13 protein-coding genes and 2 pseudogenes are annotated in these 17800 nt (G+C 40.2%); 10 read left to right on the forward strand and 5 right to left on the reverse strand.

Annotated elements, in window-relative coordinates; translation table 11 throughout:
• Positions 1–63: 63 nt before the first annotated feature.
• Together ybbP and ybbA are read right to left on the reverse strand one after the other, a co-directional pair.
• The gene (gene ybbP, locus PMI_RS10670) at positions 64–2505 is read right to left on the reverse strand and encodes a putative ABC transporter permease subunit YbbP (RefSeq protein WP_012368270.1); all 2442 of its coding nucleotides are present in this window, start codon (positions 2503–2505) and stop codon (positions 64–66) included.
• Positions 2502–3188 carry a putative ABC transporter ATP-binding protein YbbA gene (gene ybbA / locus PMI_RS10675; protein WP_004250296.1) on the reverse strand — a complete coding sequence of 229 codons (687 nt, stop codon included), beginning with the start codon at positions 3186–3188 and terminating at the stop codon, positions 2502–2504. Before ybbA ends, ybbP begins: the two co-directional genes overlap by 4 nt.
• Here ybbA and tesA point away from each other — a divergent pair.
• The 5 genes from tesA (at position 3159) to PMI_RS10700 (ending at position 7054) form a co-directional block, all read left to right on the forward strand.
• Positions 3159–3788, forward strand: coding sequence for a multifunctional acyl-CoA thioesterase I/protease I/lysophospholipase L1 (gene tesA / locus PMI_RS10680; protein WP_012368271.1), 630 nt, complete (start codon positions 3159–3161; stop codon positions 3786–3788). The genes ybbA and tesA overlap by 30 nt on opposite strands.
• Positions 3789–3838: 50 nt before the next feature.
• A complete protein-coding gene (locus tag PMI_RS10685; RefSeq protein ID WP_004244260.1) occupies positions 3839–4624 on the forward strand; it encodes an SDR family oxidoreductase in 786 nt (261 codons plus the stop codon).
• An 85-nt stretch (positions 4625–4709) separates the two neighbouring features.
• A complete protein-coding gene (locus PMI_RS10690) occupies positions 4710–5567 on the forward strand; it encodes a co-chaperone YbbN (RefSeq protein ID WP_004244262.1) in 858 nt (285 codons plus the stop codon).
• A 39-nt stretch (positions 5568–5606) separates the two neighbouring features.
• A complete protein-coding gene (locus PMI_RS10695) occupies positions 5607–6530 on the forward strand; it encodes an SPFH domain-containing protein (RefSeq protein WP_004244263.1) in 924 nt (307 codons plus the stop codon).
• 2 nt (positions 6531–6532) lie between these two features.
• The gene (locus PMI_RS10700) at positions 6533–7054 is read left to right on the forward strand and encodes an NfeD family protein (RefSeq protein ID WP_004250295.1); all 522 of its coding nucleotides are present in this window, start codon (positions 6533–6535) and stop codon (positions 7052–7054) included.
• On the opposite strand, the gene cueR is transcribed toward PMI_RS10700, so the two are convergent.
• The gene (gene cueR, locus PMI_RS10705; protein WP_004244266.1) at positions 7020–7421 is read right to left on the reverse strand and encodes a Cu(I)-responsive transcriptional regulator; all 402 of its coding nucleotides are present in this window, start codon (positions 7419–7421) and stop codon (positions 7020–7022) included. The two genes, PMI_RS10700 and cueR, sit on opposite strands and share 35 nt — an antisense overlap.
• Before the next feature lie 134 nt (positions 7422–7555).
• On the opposite strand from cueR, the gene copA reads away from it, so the two are divergent.
• The 4 genes from copA to ybaK all read left to right on the forward strand — a co-directional run bounded on the left by copA (position 7556) and on the right by ybaK (position 13960).
• The gene (gene copA, locus PMI_RS10710) at positions 7556–10510 is read left to right on the forward strand and encodes a copper-exporting P-type ATPase CopA (RefSeq protein ID WP_012368272.1); all 2955 of its coding nucleotides are present in this window, start codon (positions 7556–7558) and stop codon (positions 10508–10510) included.
• A 335-nt stretch (positions 10511–10845) separates the two neighbouring features.
• Positions 10846–12498 carry a YadA-like family protein gene (locus PMI_RS10715; RefSeq protein ID WP_012368273.1) on the forward strand — a complete coding sequence of 551 codons (1653 nt, stop codon included), beginning with the start codon at positions 10846–10848 and terminating at the stop codon, positions 12496–12498.
• Positions 12499–12623: 125 nt separating this feature from the next.
• A complete protein-coding gene (locus PMI_RS10720; protein WP_012368274.1) occupies positions 12624–13433 on the forward strand; it encodes a TraB/GumN family protein in 810 nt (269 codons plus the stop codon).
• 47 nt (positions 13434–13480) lie between these two features.
• Positions 13481–13960: a Cys-tRNA(Pro)/Cys-tRNA(Cys) deacylase YbaK gene (gene ybaK, locus PMI_RS10725; RefSeq protein WP_004248647.1), complete on the forward strand. Its 480-nt coding sequence runs from the start codon at positions 13481–13483 to the stop codon at positions 13958–13960.
• Positions 13961–14083: 123 nt separating this feature from the next.
• On the opposite strand, the gene ushA is transcribed toward ybaK, so the two are convergent.
• Entirely contained in the window at positions 14084–15748 is a 1665-nt protein-coding gene (ushA, locus tag PMI_RS10730) for a bifunctional UDP-sugar hydrolase/5'-nucleotidase UshA (protein ID WP_004244272.1), read from the reverse strand.
• Between the two features lie 215 nt (positions 15749–15963).
• Positions 15964–17165, reverse strand: a pseudogene (locus tag PMI_RS10735) (RNA-guided endonuclease InsQ/TnpB family protein).
• 22 nt (positions 17166–17187) lie between these two features.
• Here PMI_RS10735 and tnpA point away from each other — a divergent pair.
• Positions 17188–17603, forward strand: a pseudogene (gene tnpA / locus PMI_RS10740) (IS200/IS605 family transposase).
• The last annotated feature ends 197 nt before the right edge of the window (positions 17604–17800 follow it).

Genomic DNA, 17800 nt, shown 5'->3' on the forward strand with positions numbered 1-17800 from the left:
CAGCATTTTTAATTCAATATCACGTATCACTTCATTTAATGATAACTAGATAACTAATGGCGACTATTCTCCCTGAATACGACGATATTGGCCTTTATCTTGTAATAGCCTAACCCCTAAAATACTGCCACAAAGTGAAAGTAATACGGCGGCAAGAGCGGGAACAACTATCCACATCATCCATTGTGGTTGCCATGGGAAATTAAATACCGATTTTTGCAACAACCCTAATGCAACTTCAGCCCCTATCGCTGCAGCTAAACCGGCCATTAACCCTAATAAGGCAAACTCCGCCCAAAGCGTGCGTCTTAATAGTGACTTACTCGCGCCTAATGTTCGATAAACCACCAACTCGATACGACGTTGTGTCATACCGACTTGAATTTGTGCCACTAATAGCAATGCCCCACACAGCATAACTAATCCAACCATAATTTCTAATGCTCGGCTGACTTGCTGTAAGATCTGCTGAACTTGCTGAATTAATGCCCCCGTATCTAGCACACTGACCGTAGGAAATTGTCGATTTAATGCGGTGATCAAACTTCCATCACCATTGTAATAAAAACTGCTCATCCATTTTTCAGGCTGATTGCTTAGCCCTTCTTCTGCGAAAATAAAGAAGAAATTTGGTCGCATATTTTCCCAATCAACATGGCGAATGCTGGTGACAACAGATTTAAACTCGCGAGTATCACCAACAAAAGTTAGCTCATCCCCCAGCTTTATTTCTAACTTTTGTGCAACCCCCTGATCGATTGAAACGCCATTACCGACGGGAGGCCATGAGCCTTCGACAATAACATTATCTTTAGGAAGTTCACTGTGCCACGTTAAATTAAGCTCTCTTCGTACGGTATTATTCCCCGCATCCCGTGCATCTGCCCACACTTTCGCATTGTGATCATTAATCGCTGTTAAACGTGCTAACACAACCGGATAAGCATCTGTCGGTGCCACATGATAAGTGGCTAATAATGTATTAATCTGCTGTACCTGAGGCTTTGACATATTAATCAAGAAATAGTTAGGACTATCTTCAGGTAACTGCTGTTGCCATTTTTCCAATAAATCCCCTTGCAGCAAAACCAATAGCGTCAATAGCATAAAGGATAATGAAAAAGCGGCTAATTGCGTCATGGTTTGGAAAGGCTGGCGTAATAAACGTGTCACCGCTAAACGGGCACTCAATTGCTTAAATTTAAATTGCTTTAAAAGCCATAATCCAAGCCAACCAATCACGCCGAGCAAGAAAGCAATGACGACGATACCTAATAAAATAGACCACAATAAAACACCCGTTCCGGCAAACAGAGTTAAAGCGCCAACAACAATCAATGCAACAATGGGTAAATAATAACGTAGTGGCCAACTAGGTGCCGTAGTACCACTTCTCAACACGCGGGAAGGTTGCGTTGACATTAATTGGTGATAAGGGCGTAAACCCGTCAATAACGCGATGAGTAGTAAAGAGCCAACTGACCATAGCCATGGCATAAAGCTCGCATCAGGTAAACTTTTTGGTAATACCGGTGCTAAAATCTGCAACAATACTAATTCAAAGCCCCAACCGACCAGTGAGCCGACCACGATAGCCGCAACAATAATCACACCCCACTGACCTATAATCCATTTACGTAATGCATGATTATCAGCACCTAAGGTTTTTAATACCGCAATTAGCGTATGTCGACTACGGCAATAATGTGTCATTGAAACCGCAACGGCAGAAATCGCCAATAGTAGTGTTAATAATGCAGATAATAGTAAAAAGTTTTTTGCTCTCTCCATTGATTGAGATAGCGCACCATTATCTTGTTTTAAGCTATTCCAACGCTGATCCGGTTTTAATAAGGGATCAAAGCGTTGTTGGTATTCATCAATTAATGCTTCATTACCCGCAAACATATAACGGTAAGTTAAGCGGCTTCCCGGCTGAACGGCACCAGTCGCTTCAACATCAGCAAGATTAATTAAAATACGCGGGGCAATTTGAAAAGGATTAAAACCACTATCAGGCTCTTGAACTAATACACCGCTAATTGTAAAAGTGGCATCACCGACATCAATATTATCACCAACCTTGATCCCCAAAAGCGCCAGTAACCTTGCATCCACTAACGCCGTGCCTTTCTCCGCTTTTAGCCCTACAGGCTGAGTTTCTAGCTCACCATAGAGTGGATATAAGTTATCCGCGGCTTTTACCAACGCCAATTGAGGAGTATCACCTTCTGGGGCATAAGACATGGTGGTAAATTGCATTTGACGACTAAGTGTTAGCCCCATTCTTTTAGCTTCAGCTAGCCAATTTTCATCAACAGGATACGAGGCGCGTAGCACTAAATCACCGGCGATAAGATCACGACTTTGAGCATAAATACTTTTATCAATGCGATCACCAATACGCCCTAACGCCAGCACACAAGCCACCGCCAGCGCTAAAGAGAGCCAAACAATTAATAAAGCCGGCGAGCGCCACTCACGCCAAAACCAACGCCAGATCATGACTCCTCCTTAAGTTGCCCATCAACAAGACGTAATCTTCGCTGACAACGAGCGGCAAGCTCATTATCGTGGGTGACCAAAATTAATGTTGTGGCATAATCACGATTAAGGGAAAACAGTAAATCGGCAATTTTATCTCCCGTTTTTCGATCAAGATTACCTGTTGGCTCATCAGCAAACAGGATCGCCGGTTGGGTACAAAAAGCTCTTGCTAATGCAACACGTTGTTGCTCACCACCGGAAAGTTGTGCGGGCATATGATACAAGCGCTCACCCAAACCCAATTGTTTAAGTAAATCAACGGCTCGCGTATGGCTCTGTTTTTCTGACTCACCTTTTAATAACGCAGGAAGTTGCACATTCTCTAAGGCATTTAACGTTGGAATTAGCATAAAAGATTGAAAAACAAATCCGACATGTTGTGCACGTAATTTTGCCCGCTCTTCTTCATTCATTTTGGTCAGATCGTGTCCCATTAATTGCACACGACCAGCGCCTCCATCATCTAATCCTGCAATAATACCTAAAAGTGTAGATTTGCCCGATCCTGACTCACCAATTAAAGCAATTGTCTGTGCAGACTCGACAACTAACTCAACACCCTGCAATATAGAGATCTGACTATCACCTTCTCCTACTTGTTTGGTTAACTGATGAACTTCAAGAACCTTTTCCGTCGACATACTTGTTTCCTTATCGTCATGATGATGTTTAGCTTTAAGTCTATCGCTGCTGATACCTTTTTGATCTTTGGTGACAGCCTAAGTGCCGGATATCGCCTTCCTATTGAAAGCGCATGGGCGCAACGCCTCGCGGATAAGTGGAAATTAACTTATCCTGAAATAAATGTCGTAAATGCAAGCATCAGTGGCGAAACCGCATTTCAAGGTCAAAATAGGCTCCCTGATTTATTAAAACAGCACCAACCTCGTTGGGTTTTGATTGAACTGGGTGCAAATGATGGCTTACAAGGCTACCCTGTAGCCCAAACGAAAGAAGCGTTGCAAAACATCATTACCCAAGTAAAAGAAGCGGGAGCAACGCCACTCTTTATGCAAATTATGATTTCGCCTAATTATGGTAAACGCTATACGCAATCTTTTTCTGCGATTTACCCACAATTGGCGAAAGACAATGCTCTTGAGCTTATCCCATTTTATATGGAGCAAATAGCAGATAAACCTGAGTGGATGCAAAACGACAGCATTCACCCAAATGAAGCGGCTCAGCCTTTTATTGCTCAATGGATGGATAAAACCCTATCCCCTTACCTAACACGTTAAACTATTGTGACAGTAGTTAACCTAGATTAAATGAGATTAATTGTAAAATTATGCAAAAAACGGTATTGATTACAGGAAGTTCTAGTGGGATTGGACTGTGTGCGGCAAAAACACTCAAGCAAAAAGGATATCGAGTACTGGCTGCTTGTCGCAAAGAAGATGATCTTAACCATATGGAAACATTGGGGTTTGAGCCTATTTTTCTTGATCTCGATGACGCAGAAAGTATCGAAAAAGCCATATTAGAAGTCATTCGCCTTACTAATGGGCGTTTATATGGATTATTTAATAATGGTGGTTTTGGGGTTTATGGTCCATTAAATGCGATTAGTCGCCAGCAAATGGAAAAACAATTTTCCACTAATTTCTTTGGCTTACATCAGCTTACTATGGGGTTACTGCCGGCGATGTTACCTCATGGCGAAGGACGTATTATTCAGACGAGCTCGGTAATGGGATTAATATCCACTCCCGGCCGAGGTGCTTATGCGGCGAGTAAATATGCCGTTGAAGCTTGGTCTGATGCATTAAGAATGGAACTTGCCTCTACGGGGATAAAAGTCAGTTTAATTGAGCCGGGTCCAATAAAAACACGCTTTACTGAAAATGTTAATCAAGCCCAACAAGATAAACCGGTAAAAAATCCGGGGATTGCGAGTCGTTTCACATTAACACCTGATGATGTAGTGAAAAAACTAATCCATGCTTTAGAAAGTCCAAGACCTAAGTTACGTTATCCTGTGACCTTACTCACTTATGCCGTCAAAGTGTTAAAACGACTCCTCCCTGATAGACTTATGGATAGGATCTTAAACGGCCAAAGTAACAAGGCTTGATTTTTGTAAAATTCATCCTTATTTATTAATGAAATAGCGTAATAAACAGCATTTATATTTAAAACTCTCAAAAAGGGATAAGTTAATGTTAGCAACTGCACATATTGTTGATGTAAATGAATCGAATATTCAGCAAGTTATAGAACAATCGATGACAAAACCGGTCATGATGTACTTCTATTCAGAGCGTAGTCCTCATTGTGCAGAGCTTGGGGCAACGTTGGATAAACTAGCGGCTGAATTTGCTGATCAGTTTGTATTAGCTAAATTAGATTGTGATGTTGAACAGATGATTGCCTCGCAATTTGGTCTACGTGCGATCCCAACTGTTTATATATTGCAAGAAGGTCGTCCTGTCGATGGGTTCCAAGGCCCACAACCTGAAGAAGCTATTCGCCAAATCCTTGCCAATATCTTACCTAAACCAGAAGAATTAAAAGCAGCGCAAGCTTCAGCACTATTAGCAGAAGGTAAAGCAGACGAAGCATTACCACTGTTAAAAGAAGCACACCAAATTGATCCTAAAAACAGTGAAATTACCTTAGCCCTCGCAGGTGCTTTAATTTCATTAAATAAACATAATGAAGCAGAAGAATTATTAGCCGCAATTCCATTGCAAGATCAAGATAGCTATTATCATAGTTTATTAGCTCAAATTGAACTGCAAAAACAAGCTGCCGACACACCTGAAATTCAGCAATTACAAGATAATTTTAATCAGCAACCTGACAATACTGAACTCGCTATTCAACTGGCGTTAAAACTGCATGAAGTGGCACGTAATGATGAAGCCCTTGAATTGCTATTTAATTTTCTGAAAAAAGATCTTAATGCCGGTGAAGGACAAGTTAAGAAAACCCTGATGGATATTTTATCTGCTTTAGGGACTAATGATAATCTAGCATCTAAATATCGCCGAATGGTGTATTCTTTACTTTATTAATATTCATTTTATTTATTAAAGCAGGCTAAGGACAGATACATGGAAATAGTTATTGGTATTATTATCTTATTCGCCATTATTTTAGTTTTAAGTGGTGTAAAAACCGTTCCACAAGGTTATCAGTGGACTGTCGAGCGTTTTGGACGTTATACACGTACCCTTGCTCCAGGCCTTCAACTCCTTATTCCATTTATTGACCGTATTGGTCGTCGTATTAATATGATGGAACAAGTATTAGATATCCCTTCTCAGGAAGTGATTTCTCGTGATAACGCCAATGTCAGTATTGATGCGGTCTGCTTTATTCAAGTTATCGATCCAGTAAAAGCTGCTTATGAGGTGAATAACCTAGAGCTTGCAATCATCAATCTAACGCTAACCAATATCCGTACTGTGTTAGGCTCTATGGAACTGGATGAAATTCTTTCACAACGTGATCAGATCAATAGCCGTTTATTACTGATTGTTGATGATGCAACTAACCCATGGGGTATTAAAATTACCCGTATTGAAATTCGTGATGTGCGCCCACCACAAGAGCTAATTTCAGCCATGAATGCGCAGATGAAAGCTGAGCGTACTAAGCGTGCTGATATTCTAGAAGCAGAAGGTATCCGTCAAGCGGCAATCTTAAAAGCGGAAGGTGAAAAACAAGGGCAAATCTTAAAAGCAGAAGGTGAACGTCAGTCTGCTTTCTTACAAGCCGAAGCCCGTGAGCGTGCAGCAGAAGCGGAAGCAAAAGCGACGCAAATGGTATCAGAAGCTATCGCTAAAGGGGATATGCAAGCCATTAACTACTTTATTGCACAAAAGTATACCGATGCCCTGTCACAAATTGGTTCTGCCGATAACAGCAAAGTTGTAATGATGCCATTAGAAGCCAGTAACTTAATGGGTGCAATTGGTGGTATTTCAGAATTATTAAATACCAAAAAAAGTGACTCAGGTAACAAGAGCAATTAATTATGATTGAATGGATTAGTGCTCAGCCAGCACTTTTCTGGCTTTGTCTTGGTGTCTTACTATTAATCGCCGAAATGCTGGGCACTGCAGGCTACTTACTATGGTCTGGTATGGCCGCATTATGTGTTGCATTAATCGCATGGATCTTACCTATTGGTTGGCCCATTCAAGGTATTCTATTTGCATTACTCACCGTTATTAGTGCAATCCTTTGGCGTATCTGGCTTAAACGCAAAAAGTTATCCAAAGAAGCAGAAAACCTAAACCAAAAAAGCCACCAACTTATTGGTATAAAAGCAGTTTTGTTATCGGATACTGAAAATGGTTTTAGTCGCATAAAGCTTGCTGATGGGAGTTGGCGAGTCTATTCTGACACGCCATTAAAAGCAGGTGATACAGTCAAAGTGATTGCTATTGATGGTATCACCTTGCACGTCACCTCATTTTCTCCCACCACTCGCTCGGCATCATCAACACAGCATGCTGCTGTTATTGATGATGACAACAACCAGAAAGATGATTGATGATTGGGCATTCCGCCCCATCATCGCCAGGGCATTCATTTGCTAATAAGAGAAGCCGTTGACGAATGGCATTTAATTCGTTAATGGTTTTCTCTATCTCAGCCACTTTCTTTAAGGTTGCCTCTTTCACATCAGCACTGTGACGTGAGGGATTACGTAATAACATCAGCAATGAACGACACTCTTCTAAACTAAACCCGACTTCACGAGCTTGCTTTAACAGTGTTAATTCTTCGATATGTTGTGGTAAATAGTATCGATAGCCATTTTCACCCCGATGAGGTGGGGTTATCAGATCTTTTTCCTCATAAAAACGGATTGCTTTTGTCGTCAAACCGGTTTTGGTTGCGATTTCACTAATATTCAAAATTCCCCCTTGACCTTCCCCTTGCGGAAAGGTTTAGCCTTTATCTCAGATAAGAAAAAACCTTTTCAAGAAAGCAAGTTATCCCATATTACGCCATAATAGAGGTAATCGCTTTTTATTTGGAGATATTGACCATGGCAAAAACTACGCTACTCGCACTACAAGGGCTTTCATGCTCCCACTGTATTAACAGTGTAAAAAAATCACTTGATGCCCGCAATGATATAGAACAGTCCACGGTGACTATTCAATACGCTAAAATTGACAGCGACGCAACTGTTGAAAGCTTAATCAAAACAATTGAAGAAGCCGGATATGAAGCTCATCTAGCCACTCAAGCTGATGTAAAACTAAATTTGAGTGGACTTAACTGTATGAAATGCGTTGGTAAAACAGAAAATGCGTTATTAGCCGTTGACGGTGTTGTTGCGGTCAATGTAGACAAAACATCAGCTGAAATTTTTGGTACAGCAAACGCAAAAGATTTAATTGCCGCCGTTGTTGCTGAAGGTTTTGAAGCCTCATTAGCAAACGAAGAAGAAAATAAACCAAAAACGATTGAACTGACTTTATCAGGCTTAAATTGTGGTCATTGTATTAATTCAGTGAAGAAAGCTCTTGAAGGGACTGATGGGGTAGAAAGTGCACAAGTGGAATTAACTCATGCCACAGTAACAGGTACGGCAAACACAGAGCGTGTGATCACAGCCATTCAAGATGCTGGTTATGATGCAAAATTAGCAGGAGCCAACCACCCAAAAACTGAGCCGCTGACGCAAACGGATGCACCACTGGAAGCATCGTCAGCGGCGATTTGTGATATTCCAGTAGAAGAAGCCATCCTTGATAATAATAATGCTGATATCAGTATCGATGATGATAGCACTCAGCTATTAATCGACGGTATGACTTGTGCAAGCTGTGTTAGCAAAGTACAAAAAGCCTTACAAAGTGTTTCCGGTGTTGAAAATGCACGTGTTAATTTGGCTGAACGTAGCGCACTTGTAACCGGTCATGTTAATCATGATGACCTGATTAATGCGGTCGAAAAAGCAGGCTATGGGGCAGAAATTATTCAAGATGATGTAAAACGTAGAGAGCGTCAACAAGAAGTCGCTGTTGCTAATATGAAGCGTTTTCGCTGGCAAGCAGCCTTAGCCTTAGTCGTTGGTATTCCTGTAATGGTATGGGGAATGATCGGCGATAATATGATGTTAACGGAAGCTAATCATAATATCTGGTTAACTATCGGTATTATTACGCTTATTGTGATGATAGCTGCAGGTGGGCACTTTTATCGTAATGCGTGGCAAAGCCTAAAAAACGGCAGTGCCACCATGGACACGCTCGTTGCGTTAGGTACAGGGGCGGCTTGGCTCTATTCAATTAGTGTTAACTTATGGCCTGAGGTGTTTCCTGCCCAAGCAAGACATCTCTATTACGAGGCCAGTGCGATGATCATTGGTTTGATAAACCTTGGTCATATGCTTGAACAAAGAGCCCGTCAGCGCTCTTCTAAAGCATTAGAGCGTCTATTAGACTTAACACCACCAACAGCAAGAGTAGTAACAGATAATGGCGAAGTTGAAATGCCATTAGCGGATGTGAAACAAGGTATGATCTTGCGTTTAGCAACCGGTGATAAAGTTCCCGTTGATGGTGAAATCACCCAAGGTGAAGTGTGGATGGATGAGGCAATGTTAACTGGTGAGCCTATTCCACAACAAAAAAGCCTTGGTGATACCATTCATGCAGGTACTACCGTGCAAGATGGCTCAGTGCTGTTTAAAGCTGCAGCAGTAGGCAGTCAAACTACCCTTGCCCGAATTATCAAACTGGTACGTCAAGCACAAAGCAGTAAACCCGAAATAGGTCAATTAGCAGATAAAATTTCCAGTGTATTTGTTCCTATCGTCGTCGTTATTGCGTTAATTGCAGGGGCTATTTGGTACTTTTTTGGTCCTTCACCACAAATTACTTATGCACTCGTCATTATCACAACGGTATTAATTATCGCTTGTCCTTGTGCTCTAGGATTAGCGACCCCCATGTCGATTATTTCAGGTGTGGGACGTGCCGCAGAATATGGCGTATTAGTGCGTGATGCGGATGCATTACAACAAGCAAGCCAATTAGATACCTTAGTTTTTGATAAAACAGGTACCTTAACTGAAGGCATGCCACAAGTAACTGAGATCCACACATTCAATCAGATAAGTGAAACTCAAGCGCTAGCATTAGCAGGCGCACTAGAAAGTGGCTCTAATCATCCATTAGCAAAAGCGATTTTAACCAAAGCTGAAGGTATTAAATTACCGCAAATAAGCCAATTTAGAACTCTTGCAGGTATGGGGTTAAGTGGTGAAATTGACGGCAATATTGTGCTGTTAGGTAAACCTAAACTAATGAAAGAATCTGGCATTGATATAAGTGAGATAAACGCCTTAATAGAAAACCAATCAGCGAAAGGGGTAACCCCTGTCTTATTGGCGCAAAATGGGAAAATAGCGGCCCTACTTTCTATTCGTGACCCACTGCGAGAAGATACCGTTAGTGCATTACAGCGTCTACATCATCAAGGTTATCGTTTGGTCATGTTAACTGGAGATAACCCTATTACGGCTAATGCGATAGCTAAAGAAGCGGGTATTGATCAAGTGATTGCAGGCGTTATGCCAGAAGGTAAAGCGCAAGCGATTAGTCAACTACAGGCAGAAGGTCGTCGCGTAGCAATGATTGGAGATGGTATTAACGATGCCCCAGCACTGGCTAAAGCAGACGTTGGTATTGCGATGGGTGGTGGCAGTGATATCGCCATTGAAACCGCGGCCATTACCTTAATGCGCCATAGCTTACATGGTGTTGCTGATGCGGTTGAGATCTCAAAAGGCACACTGCGCAATATGAAACAAAACTTGTTTGGTGCATTTATATATAACAGTTTAGGCATTCCTATTGCTGCCGGTATCTTATATCCTTTTACCGGTACATTATTAAACCCTGTGGTTGCGGGGGCTGCCATGGCCTTATCATCAATCACTGTCGTCAGTAATGCCAACCGATTATTACGTTTTAAACCGAAAAAATAGTCGCAATTAATCAGTCAAATACAGCCTCTTCTATCTTTAGATACCAGAGGCTTTTTTATTATCCAGAGAGAATTATCATCATTTCAATAAGTTAAAAAAAAGCCGATATTGCTATCGGCCAGTCAAAGAGGAATTTTTCATTATACAAGAGAGTCATCACTCCGCCCTCTTAACGATAGAATAGCAATTTATTATCAATAATTCATTATATTTTATTATTTATAAATATATTCATTAATAAAAATTAAAAGGCGTTTTATTTATAGTGATTAAAAAAACATTTTATAAAATAAGCCACTTATTTTTATACTTTATATTTTTATAAGGACTTTTTAATGAATTATAATAAATTATTTCTTATTTCTTTCTCTTTAATTTATTCTGCAAATGTTTTTTCTAATACTGATAGCCCATTACCAACAGATAATCCTTCACAATTAGGAAATGGTTCTATGGTAGAATCAAATATAGGTATTCCCTCAACATCAACAACTCATCTACCACAACCACCATTAATGGGTAATCGCGCACCAGTAATTAGCCCAAGCCCATTGCCAACAGGTAATACTTCACAATTAGGAAATGGTTCTATGGTAGAATCAAGTGTAGGTTCAGAAACAGAACCAACGACTCATCTGCCACAACCACCATTAATGCCTCATCTACCACAACCACCATTAATGGGTTATGGCGCACCAACAATAGGTAATACATCAGGATATAGGACACAATTTCCAAATACAGATGCTAATCCAATTAAAACAATTAAAGCAATTAAAGAAATTAACACATACCTTGACATGACTGACCCTGCAACCAATTATCATAGTAAATTGATAGGTGAATACATTTCAGCCTTTATTTCTATTTCTAGACCTTCTACATCTACATCATCTGAAAATACTGTAGTCAGCCTTTCTAAACCTTTTTTTGATCGTATGTCTAAAGCAATAGATGTTGATTCTGATGAAGATGGAAGTATGTTAGTGGATAAAAGTAAAAAGGATATCGCTCGTACTATGTCTTCTTATTTAGAAAATCTAGAAGCAGACTTTTTAGAAACAATGAACGATGAAAATACTAGTGAGGATGAAAATACTAGTGAGATAAGACTAACACAGATGGCATTATTACATCAGATACAAGATTTTAAAAATATTGTTGACGAAAGTATAGAAAAAGGTACCTCTTTTACTATTGTTGCAAATCAAGATCTAGAAACAGCAGAACCATTAACTGAAATCCAAATGATTACTAAGCGATTATCGCAACCAGTAACACGAGTTGATATTGCTAATGCATATGTTTTATTATCAGGAAAAATAGATAATGAAGTTGGAGCTATAGCGAATCAACAACAAATAACTACTGAAACGTTAACTTTACAGGATAATAAAATTACTAAAGTAGAAAGTGATGTGAAAAAAAATGAAGGTAATATAGCTGTTAATAGAGAAGGTATTACTAAAGTAGAAAGTATTGTAGAAAAAAATAAAGAAGATATACAAACAAATAAAGAAGATATACAAACAAATAGAGAAAATATTAATCAAGTTAAACAAACTGCTGACGAAAATAAAAAATATGTAAAGCAATACCTAGCTAATGATTTCGATGTTAATGAACAATCTAAAAGTTTAGTAGGTCATCTTGGCTCTTTATATGCAGGAAATAAGTTAAACACAGATAATATTAATGCCATTAGAAATGATCTTAGCCATTTTAAAAATGAAACCAATAATCGTTTCTATAAAGTTGAAAAGCGCGCTAATCAAGGGATTGCCTCTGTTGCAGCGATGAGTAATTTACCCTTTAATGATGCAGCAACCTTTAGCACCGCAATGGGTATCGGTAATTATCGTAATGCCACAGCATTTGCATGGGGAATGCAATACCGTATCAACGAAAATGTTAAAGTTAAAGCTTCAACCGCTTGGAATGACGCTAACAATTGGGTCTCTGCGGGGGGGATCGGTATTAGTTGGTAATATAAATTTATAAATATAGCGGTAAAGATAAGGAAAGCTAAGTAAAACTCAGTTTTCCTTGTTTTATTCAATACAAAATCCGTTATGCTACAACCTTGTGGTTTATCCCATGAGGAGCGTATCAAATGAAGGATATAATACAGAAAATCAAGAAATGGATCGGTATACAGAATACATCTGATTACCCCTATCCTGCTATTGATATTTCACTCCCTAATCATGTCTCTTTACATCTTGTTGGTAGTATCCATATGGGCGTGCCAACGATGTCACCATTATCTAATGTGCTGATTAATAAAATAGCAACAGCGGATGCGGTTATTGTCGAAGCTGATATTTCAACCGAAACTCAGCCCTTTGATCAACTATCGTTATTGCGAGAGCCATTAGAACAACGAGTAAATGAAACACAACTTGCCACTATCATCAGCCATTGTGATCTTCTTTCTATTCCACGTTACCAAATTGATGATAAACCACTGTGGCAAATCGCGCTGATATTACAATCAACCCAAGCGATGCAACTTGGATTACAACCACAGCACGGCATTGATTATCAAGTTATCCAACAAGCCAATAAACAACAAAAAGCGATTATAGAGCTAGAAGGTATTGAGCGTCAGGTCGCATTATTATTAGATTTTCCACAAGATGGCGCACAATTACTCGAAGATACGCTAAAAAATTGGCATGAAAATGCACGGGCATTGCAAATTATGATCAATTGGTGGTTAAATTATACCAGTGAAAAGCACCCTTCTCCTTTGCCAAATACTTTTAGCAAAGCGGTATTTGATATTTTAATGGAAAAGCGCAATCAAGTCTGGGCAACAACGCTTTCTAATCTTCCAGCAGGCCACTATGTTGTCACCGTCGGTGCTCTTCACTTATTTGGTGAAGATAATTTAGTTGATCGATTAACTTATCAAGCATAACAAGATCACGTTCACCATTGCTCTCACCTTATTGAGTAGGAATAATTATGACTCCCGCAGTGAATTTACTGGAAAAACAAAAAATTAAATTTACTCTTCACCCTTATGAACATGATGCGAATGTACATAACTTTGGTGATGAAGCCGTTGAAAAGTTAGGGCTAGATAACCGTCAAGTGTTTAAAACGCTTCTCGTTGCGTTAAATGGTGATGCTAAAAACCTAGCCGTTGCGGTCACCCCAGTATCAAGTCAACTTGACTTAAAACGAGTCGCCAAATGCCTTAAAGCTAAAAAAGCAGAAATGGCCGATCCACAAATAGCACAAAAAGTAACAGGTTATTTAGTCGGCGGTATAAGCCCATTAGGACAAAAAAAGCGCCTTCCCACGGTGATTGATGATCAAGCACTTAAGTTTGACACTATCTATGTCTCAGGAGGTAAGCGAGGGCTGGATATTGAACTAACGGCTGAAGATTTATGTTCAGTATTAGGTGCACAATTTGCCCTGATCCGTAAAGAGGATTAAGAGTAACAGATTGCTTATTTTAGGCTTTTATATCAACCAAGCTGCCAATAAGAAATAAAATAACAAAAGGCGACATCCTCTGCCGCCTTTTGGGAATTATCTATTGTATATTTTCAATAAATACTATTTTTTATACACAATCTCGCCTTGCGGTTCAAAATCAGCCGCTTTTAGTGGTGAGTGTTTTTCGATATAACCTTTTAACACTTCTGCATCAACAAAACCGGTATTGACATATCCTGGGTGTGAATCAATCTTAGGATAACCATCACCACCAATACCGTTAAAGTTTAATGTCGCCATACGATAATTTTTAGTTTTATCTAATGGTTTGCCCGCAATTTTTACATCACTCACTTTACAATCTGCATCTACGGTTAAACTTACATTGTAAAATTGTGCATAAGCGCCTGAGTCTACTTTCATGCAAGCAACTGCGGATAGGTAAGGTTCAACTTCTTCACCTTTGAAATCAACATAGACGAGTTCGTTAGCAAAGGGTTGTACTTTTAATACATCTTTATAAGTAATATCGCCAGATTCAATCGAATCACGTACACCACCACCACTCATAATGGCAAAATCAGCATTTGCACGCTCCGCCTGAGCAGATAACAGTAAACGCGCCATATTCGTTTGTTCAAAACGAACTTTGCTACGATCGCCTTCTAATTTACCAACAACTTCCCCCACTTTCACATTCAATTGCTCACCACCTTTCTCTTGATAAGGGGTCAGTAATTTCATCATTTCAGGGTTATGAGGGATCTCCTCTGTGTAGTAAACTCGCTCAGTGGTTCCGTCTTCTTTTTTCACTTTCTTATTTAAGTTAATTGGAATTAACTGATAGTGTTTTAATGTGAACTCACCATTACGGAACTCAAAATCAGCGCGACCTACATATTTACCCCATTCATGGGCTTGAACAATCCATGTGCCATTTTGATTATCTGGAGCGCAAGGCGTGCCGGGAACATAATCTGCTTGTTTGTAATTTTTATTCTCTTGAGACATACACACCGGATCTTGTGAGTGTCCACCAACAATCATATCTAAATAGCCTTTCGGCAAAGCACGCGCCATTTCAACATCACCCGGTGCATTAGAGCCATGATTACCATCGTCATAATGCCCCATATGGGTAGCAGCGATAATAATATCGGGTTTTTCTGTGGTACGTAATTCTTCAACGACTTTTTTCGCTTCATCTGCCGGTTTACGGAACTCAGTATCAGGGAAGTTAGCAGGATTACCAATACGCACAGTATCATCGGTAGTTAAACCTAATACCGCGATTTTCACTCCTTGTTTATCAAAAATAGTATAAGGTTTAAATAAACGTTCACCGGTACTTTTTTGATAAATATTCGCAGAAAGGAAAGGGAAAGTAGCCCATTTTTCTTGTTGGCGTAGCACTTCGAGTGGATTATCAAACTCATGATTACCCAGCGCCATAGCGTCATAACCGACAAGATTCATCCCTTTAAAATCAGGCTCTGCATCTTGTAAATCAGATTCAGGAACCCCCGTATTAATATCACCACCAGACAGAAGCAATACGCTACCGCCATTTTTAGCGACTTCATCGCGAATATTGTCAACGACGGTTTTTTGAGCAGCTAAACCGTACTCACCATGATCATTGTGCCAAAAGTGACCGTGGTGATCATTAGTATGTAGGATGGTAATTTGGTAAGTTTTATCTTTTTCCCATGCCTGAGACATCACAGGCGCCATTGCTAAAGTCACTGTCAGTGCGCATGCAGATAATTTAAACGATAAGCTCATGGTCTATCCCCATGTATATTATTTATTGAGAAGGCTCTGCCCTGTATTCACAGTAGAAAAAGCAGAAAGAAGTAAATAGTTTTACTGTGTTTTATGACGTAGGTTATATATTTTTATTATTATTTCATTGTTCCAATAGTTTTTTTGAGACATCAGTCAAACTCTATTTGCTTTGACATCCTCCACGCCCTAAAGGACGTGGATCCCTACTGCGTTCAGACTGATGTCTGAATCACCTCGGCGAGTTCCTGCTTCGACGGGCGGTCTGACTGCACCCTCCCTTCACAGGCAAGCACGGCATGTCCTGCCGCTAAAATGTTACGTGCCCCGTTGATATCAGCATTCGCTGTATATCCACATTCAAGGCACTCGAATTGACTTTGTGACTGGCGGTTTTCCTTTGCTGTATGACCACAGCAAGCGCACTTCTGACTGGTGTAGGTATTGCCAGTACCTGACCACCTCGCCAGAGCTGCTTGTACTCAAGCTGACGGCGCATTTCATACCAGCCCTGCTCCAGTATTGAGCGGTTTAAACCAGATTTAGCTTTTACGTTCCGTCCATGCCGTTCTGTCGTACCTTTTGCCGATTTAGACATGTTACTGACCTTTAAGTCCTCAATGACAATCATTGCGTGGTTTTTGCTGATTTCGCTGGTGACTTTGTGAAGGGAGTCTTTCCTGATATTGGCAATATGAGAATGCAGACGTTGAATTTTGCGCTTTTGTTTTTGCCAGTTGGCACTGAATTTGATTTTACGGCTTAATTTCCGTTGAAGCCTTGCCAGCTTTCGCTGGTTTACTTTAAAACTGCTGACGGGCGGGTATACCGTACCGTCTGAAAGCGTGGCCAGTTTTGTAACGCCTGCATCAAGCCCGACTATTGAGGTTGATTCAGGTTGTGGTTCTGTCGCTTCATACTCAGTCTGAATGCTGACGTACCATTTACCGCATGACTGACTGACCGTGACGTTTCTCACTTCTCCGACGACTTCACGACTGTTGCGGTAGCGCATCCATCCCAACTTTGGCAATGATATACGACTATTGGATTGATCCAGCTTCACGCCCTGCGGGTAGCGAAAAGCGTCATTTTTACCGCGTTTCTTGAATCGAGGAAAAGCGGTACGCTTCTGGAAAAAATTCTTGTAAGCCCGTTCCAAATCTTTAAGTGACTGTTGTAATGGTTGTGATGGGGCTTCCTTCAACCATTGTGTCTCTGTGTCAGATTTCCACTCGATGAGCCATGAAGCCATTTTTGTATAGGGAATGTATTTATTCCCTGCTTCGTGATTCTTATTCTGACGTGCTAATGCCCGATTGAAAACAAAACGACAAGCCCCTGCAAAGCGTCTCATCTCACGCTCTTGCTGACCATTGGGTCTTAACTGGAATTTAAAGGCTTGTAGACGTTTCATATTACCTATTATACTTTGGTCTATGAAAAATGAAACTAATATTCGCCGTGGCAGACATTGTGTATTCCTGATGCCGTCCATTTGGTCTTTGTCACAAAATACCGGCGAAAAATATTTGATCAGGATGCAATTGAAAAATTGCGAGGCTACTTTGCCAGTGTTTGTGCTGATTTTGATGTTGAACTGGTTGAAATAGATGGGGAACGGGATCACGTTCATTTACTGATTAATTACCCGCCAAAACTGGCGATATCTAATCTGGTTAACAGCCTTAAAGGGGTATCGAGCCGATTACTTCGACGTGATCGTCCTGATATTGCCCAACGTTATTACTACAAGGGGGTTCTTTGGTCGCCGAGTTATTTCGCGGGGAGTTGTGGTGGCGCAGCAATATCCATTATCCGCCAGTACATTGAGCAACAGGAAACACCGAGTTAGTTAAAAAACCGCGCCTTATATCCCCGACCTGAAGGACGGGGTTTTACGGTGCTTTGGATAACAATAGCAATAACTTACTAACAAAAAAGCATACATTAAGTTGTGATAACAAATTTTTGGCTATTTTTACTCCATTATAGGTAAGAACGACTATAATTTAACTTAAAAAATAAATTTCAGTTATGAACATCTCGGGG

It is taken from the genome of Proteus mirabilis HI4320 (genome assembly GCF_000069965.1).
Taxonomy (GTDB): domain Bacteria; phylum Pseudomonadota; class Gammaproteobacteria; order Enterobacterales; family Enterobacteriaceae; genus Proteus; species Proteus mirabilis.

Coding starts and splice junctions, on each gene's coding strand:
- ybbP (WP_012368270.1), bottom strand. CDS start 2,505: ATGATCTGGCGTTGGTTTTGGCGTGAGTGGCGCTCGCCGGCTTTATTA.
- tesA (WP_012368271.1), top strand. CDS start 3,159: ATGAACTTCAAGAACCTTTTCCGTCGACATACTTGTTTCCTTATCGTC.
- ybbA (WP_004250296.1), bottom strand. CDS start 3,188: ATGTCGACGGAAAAGGTTCTTGAAGTTCATCAGTTAACCAAACAAGTA.
- PMI_RS10685 (WP_004244260.1), top strand. CDS start 3,839: ATGCAAAAAACGGTATTGATTACAGGAAGTTCTAGTGGGATTGGACTG.
- PMI_RS10690 (WP_004244262.1), top strand. CDS start 4,710: ATGTTAGCAACTGCACATATTGTTGATGTAAATGAATCGAATATTCAG.
- PMI_RS10695 (WP_004244263.1), top strand. CDS start 5,607: ATGGAAATAGTTATTGGTATTATTATCTTATTCGCCATTATTTTAGTT.
- PMI_RS10700 (WP_004250295.1), top strand. CDS start 6,533: ATGATTGAATGGATTAGTGCTCAGCCAGCACTTTTCTGGCTTTGTCTT.
- copA (WP_012368272.1), top strand. CDS start 7,556: ATGGCAAAAACTACGCTACTCGCACTACAAGGGCTTTCATGCTCCCAC.
- PMI_RS10715 (WP_012368273.1), top strand. CDS start 10,846: ATGAATTATAATAAATTATTTCTTATTTCTTTCTCTTTAATTTATTCT.
- PMI_RS10720 (WP_012368274.1), top strand. CDS start 12,624: ATGAAGGATATAATACAGAAAATCAAGAAATGGATCGGTATACAGAAT.
- ybaK (WP_004248647.1), top strand. CDS start 13,481: ATGACTCCCGCAGTGAATTTACTGGAAAAACAAAAAATTAAATTTACT.
- ushA (WP_004244272.1), bottom strand. CDS start 15,748: ATGAGCTTATCGTTTAAATTATCTGCATGCGCACTGACAGTGACTTTA.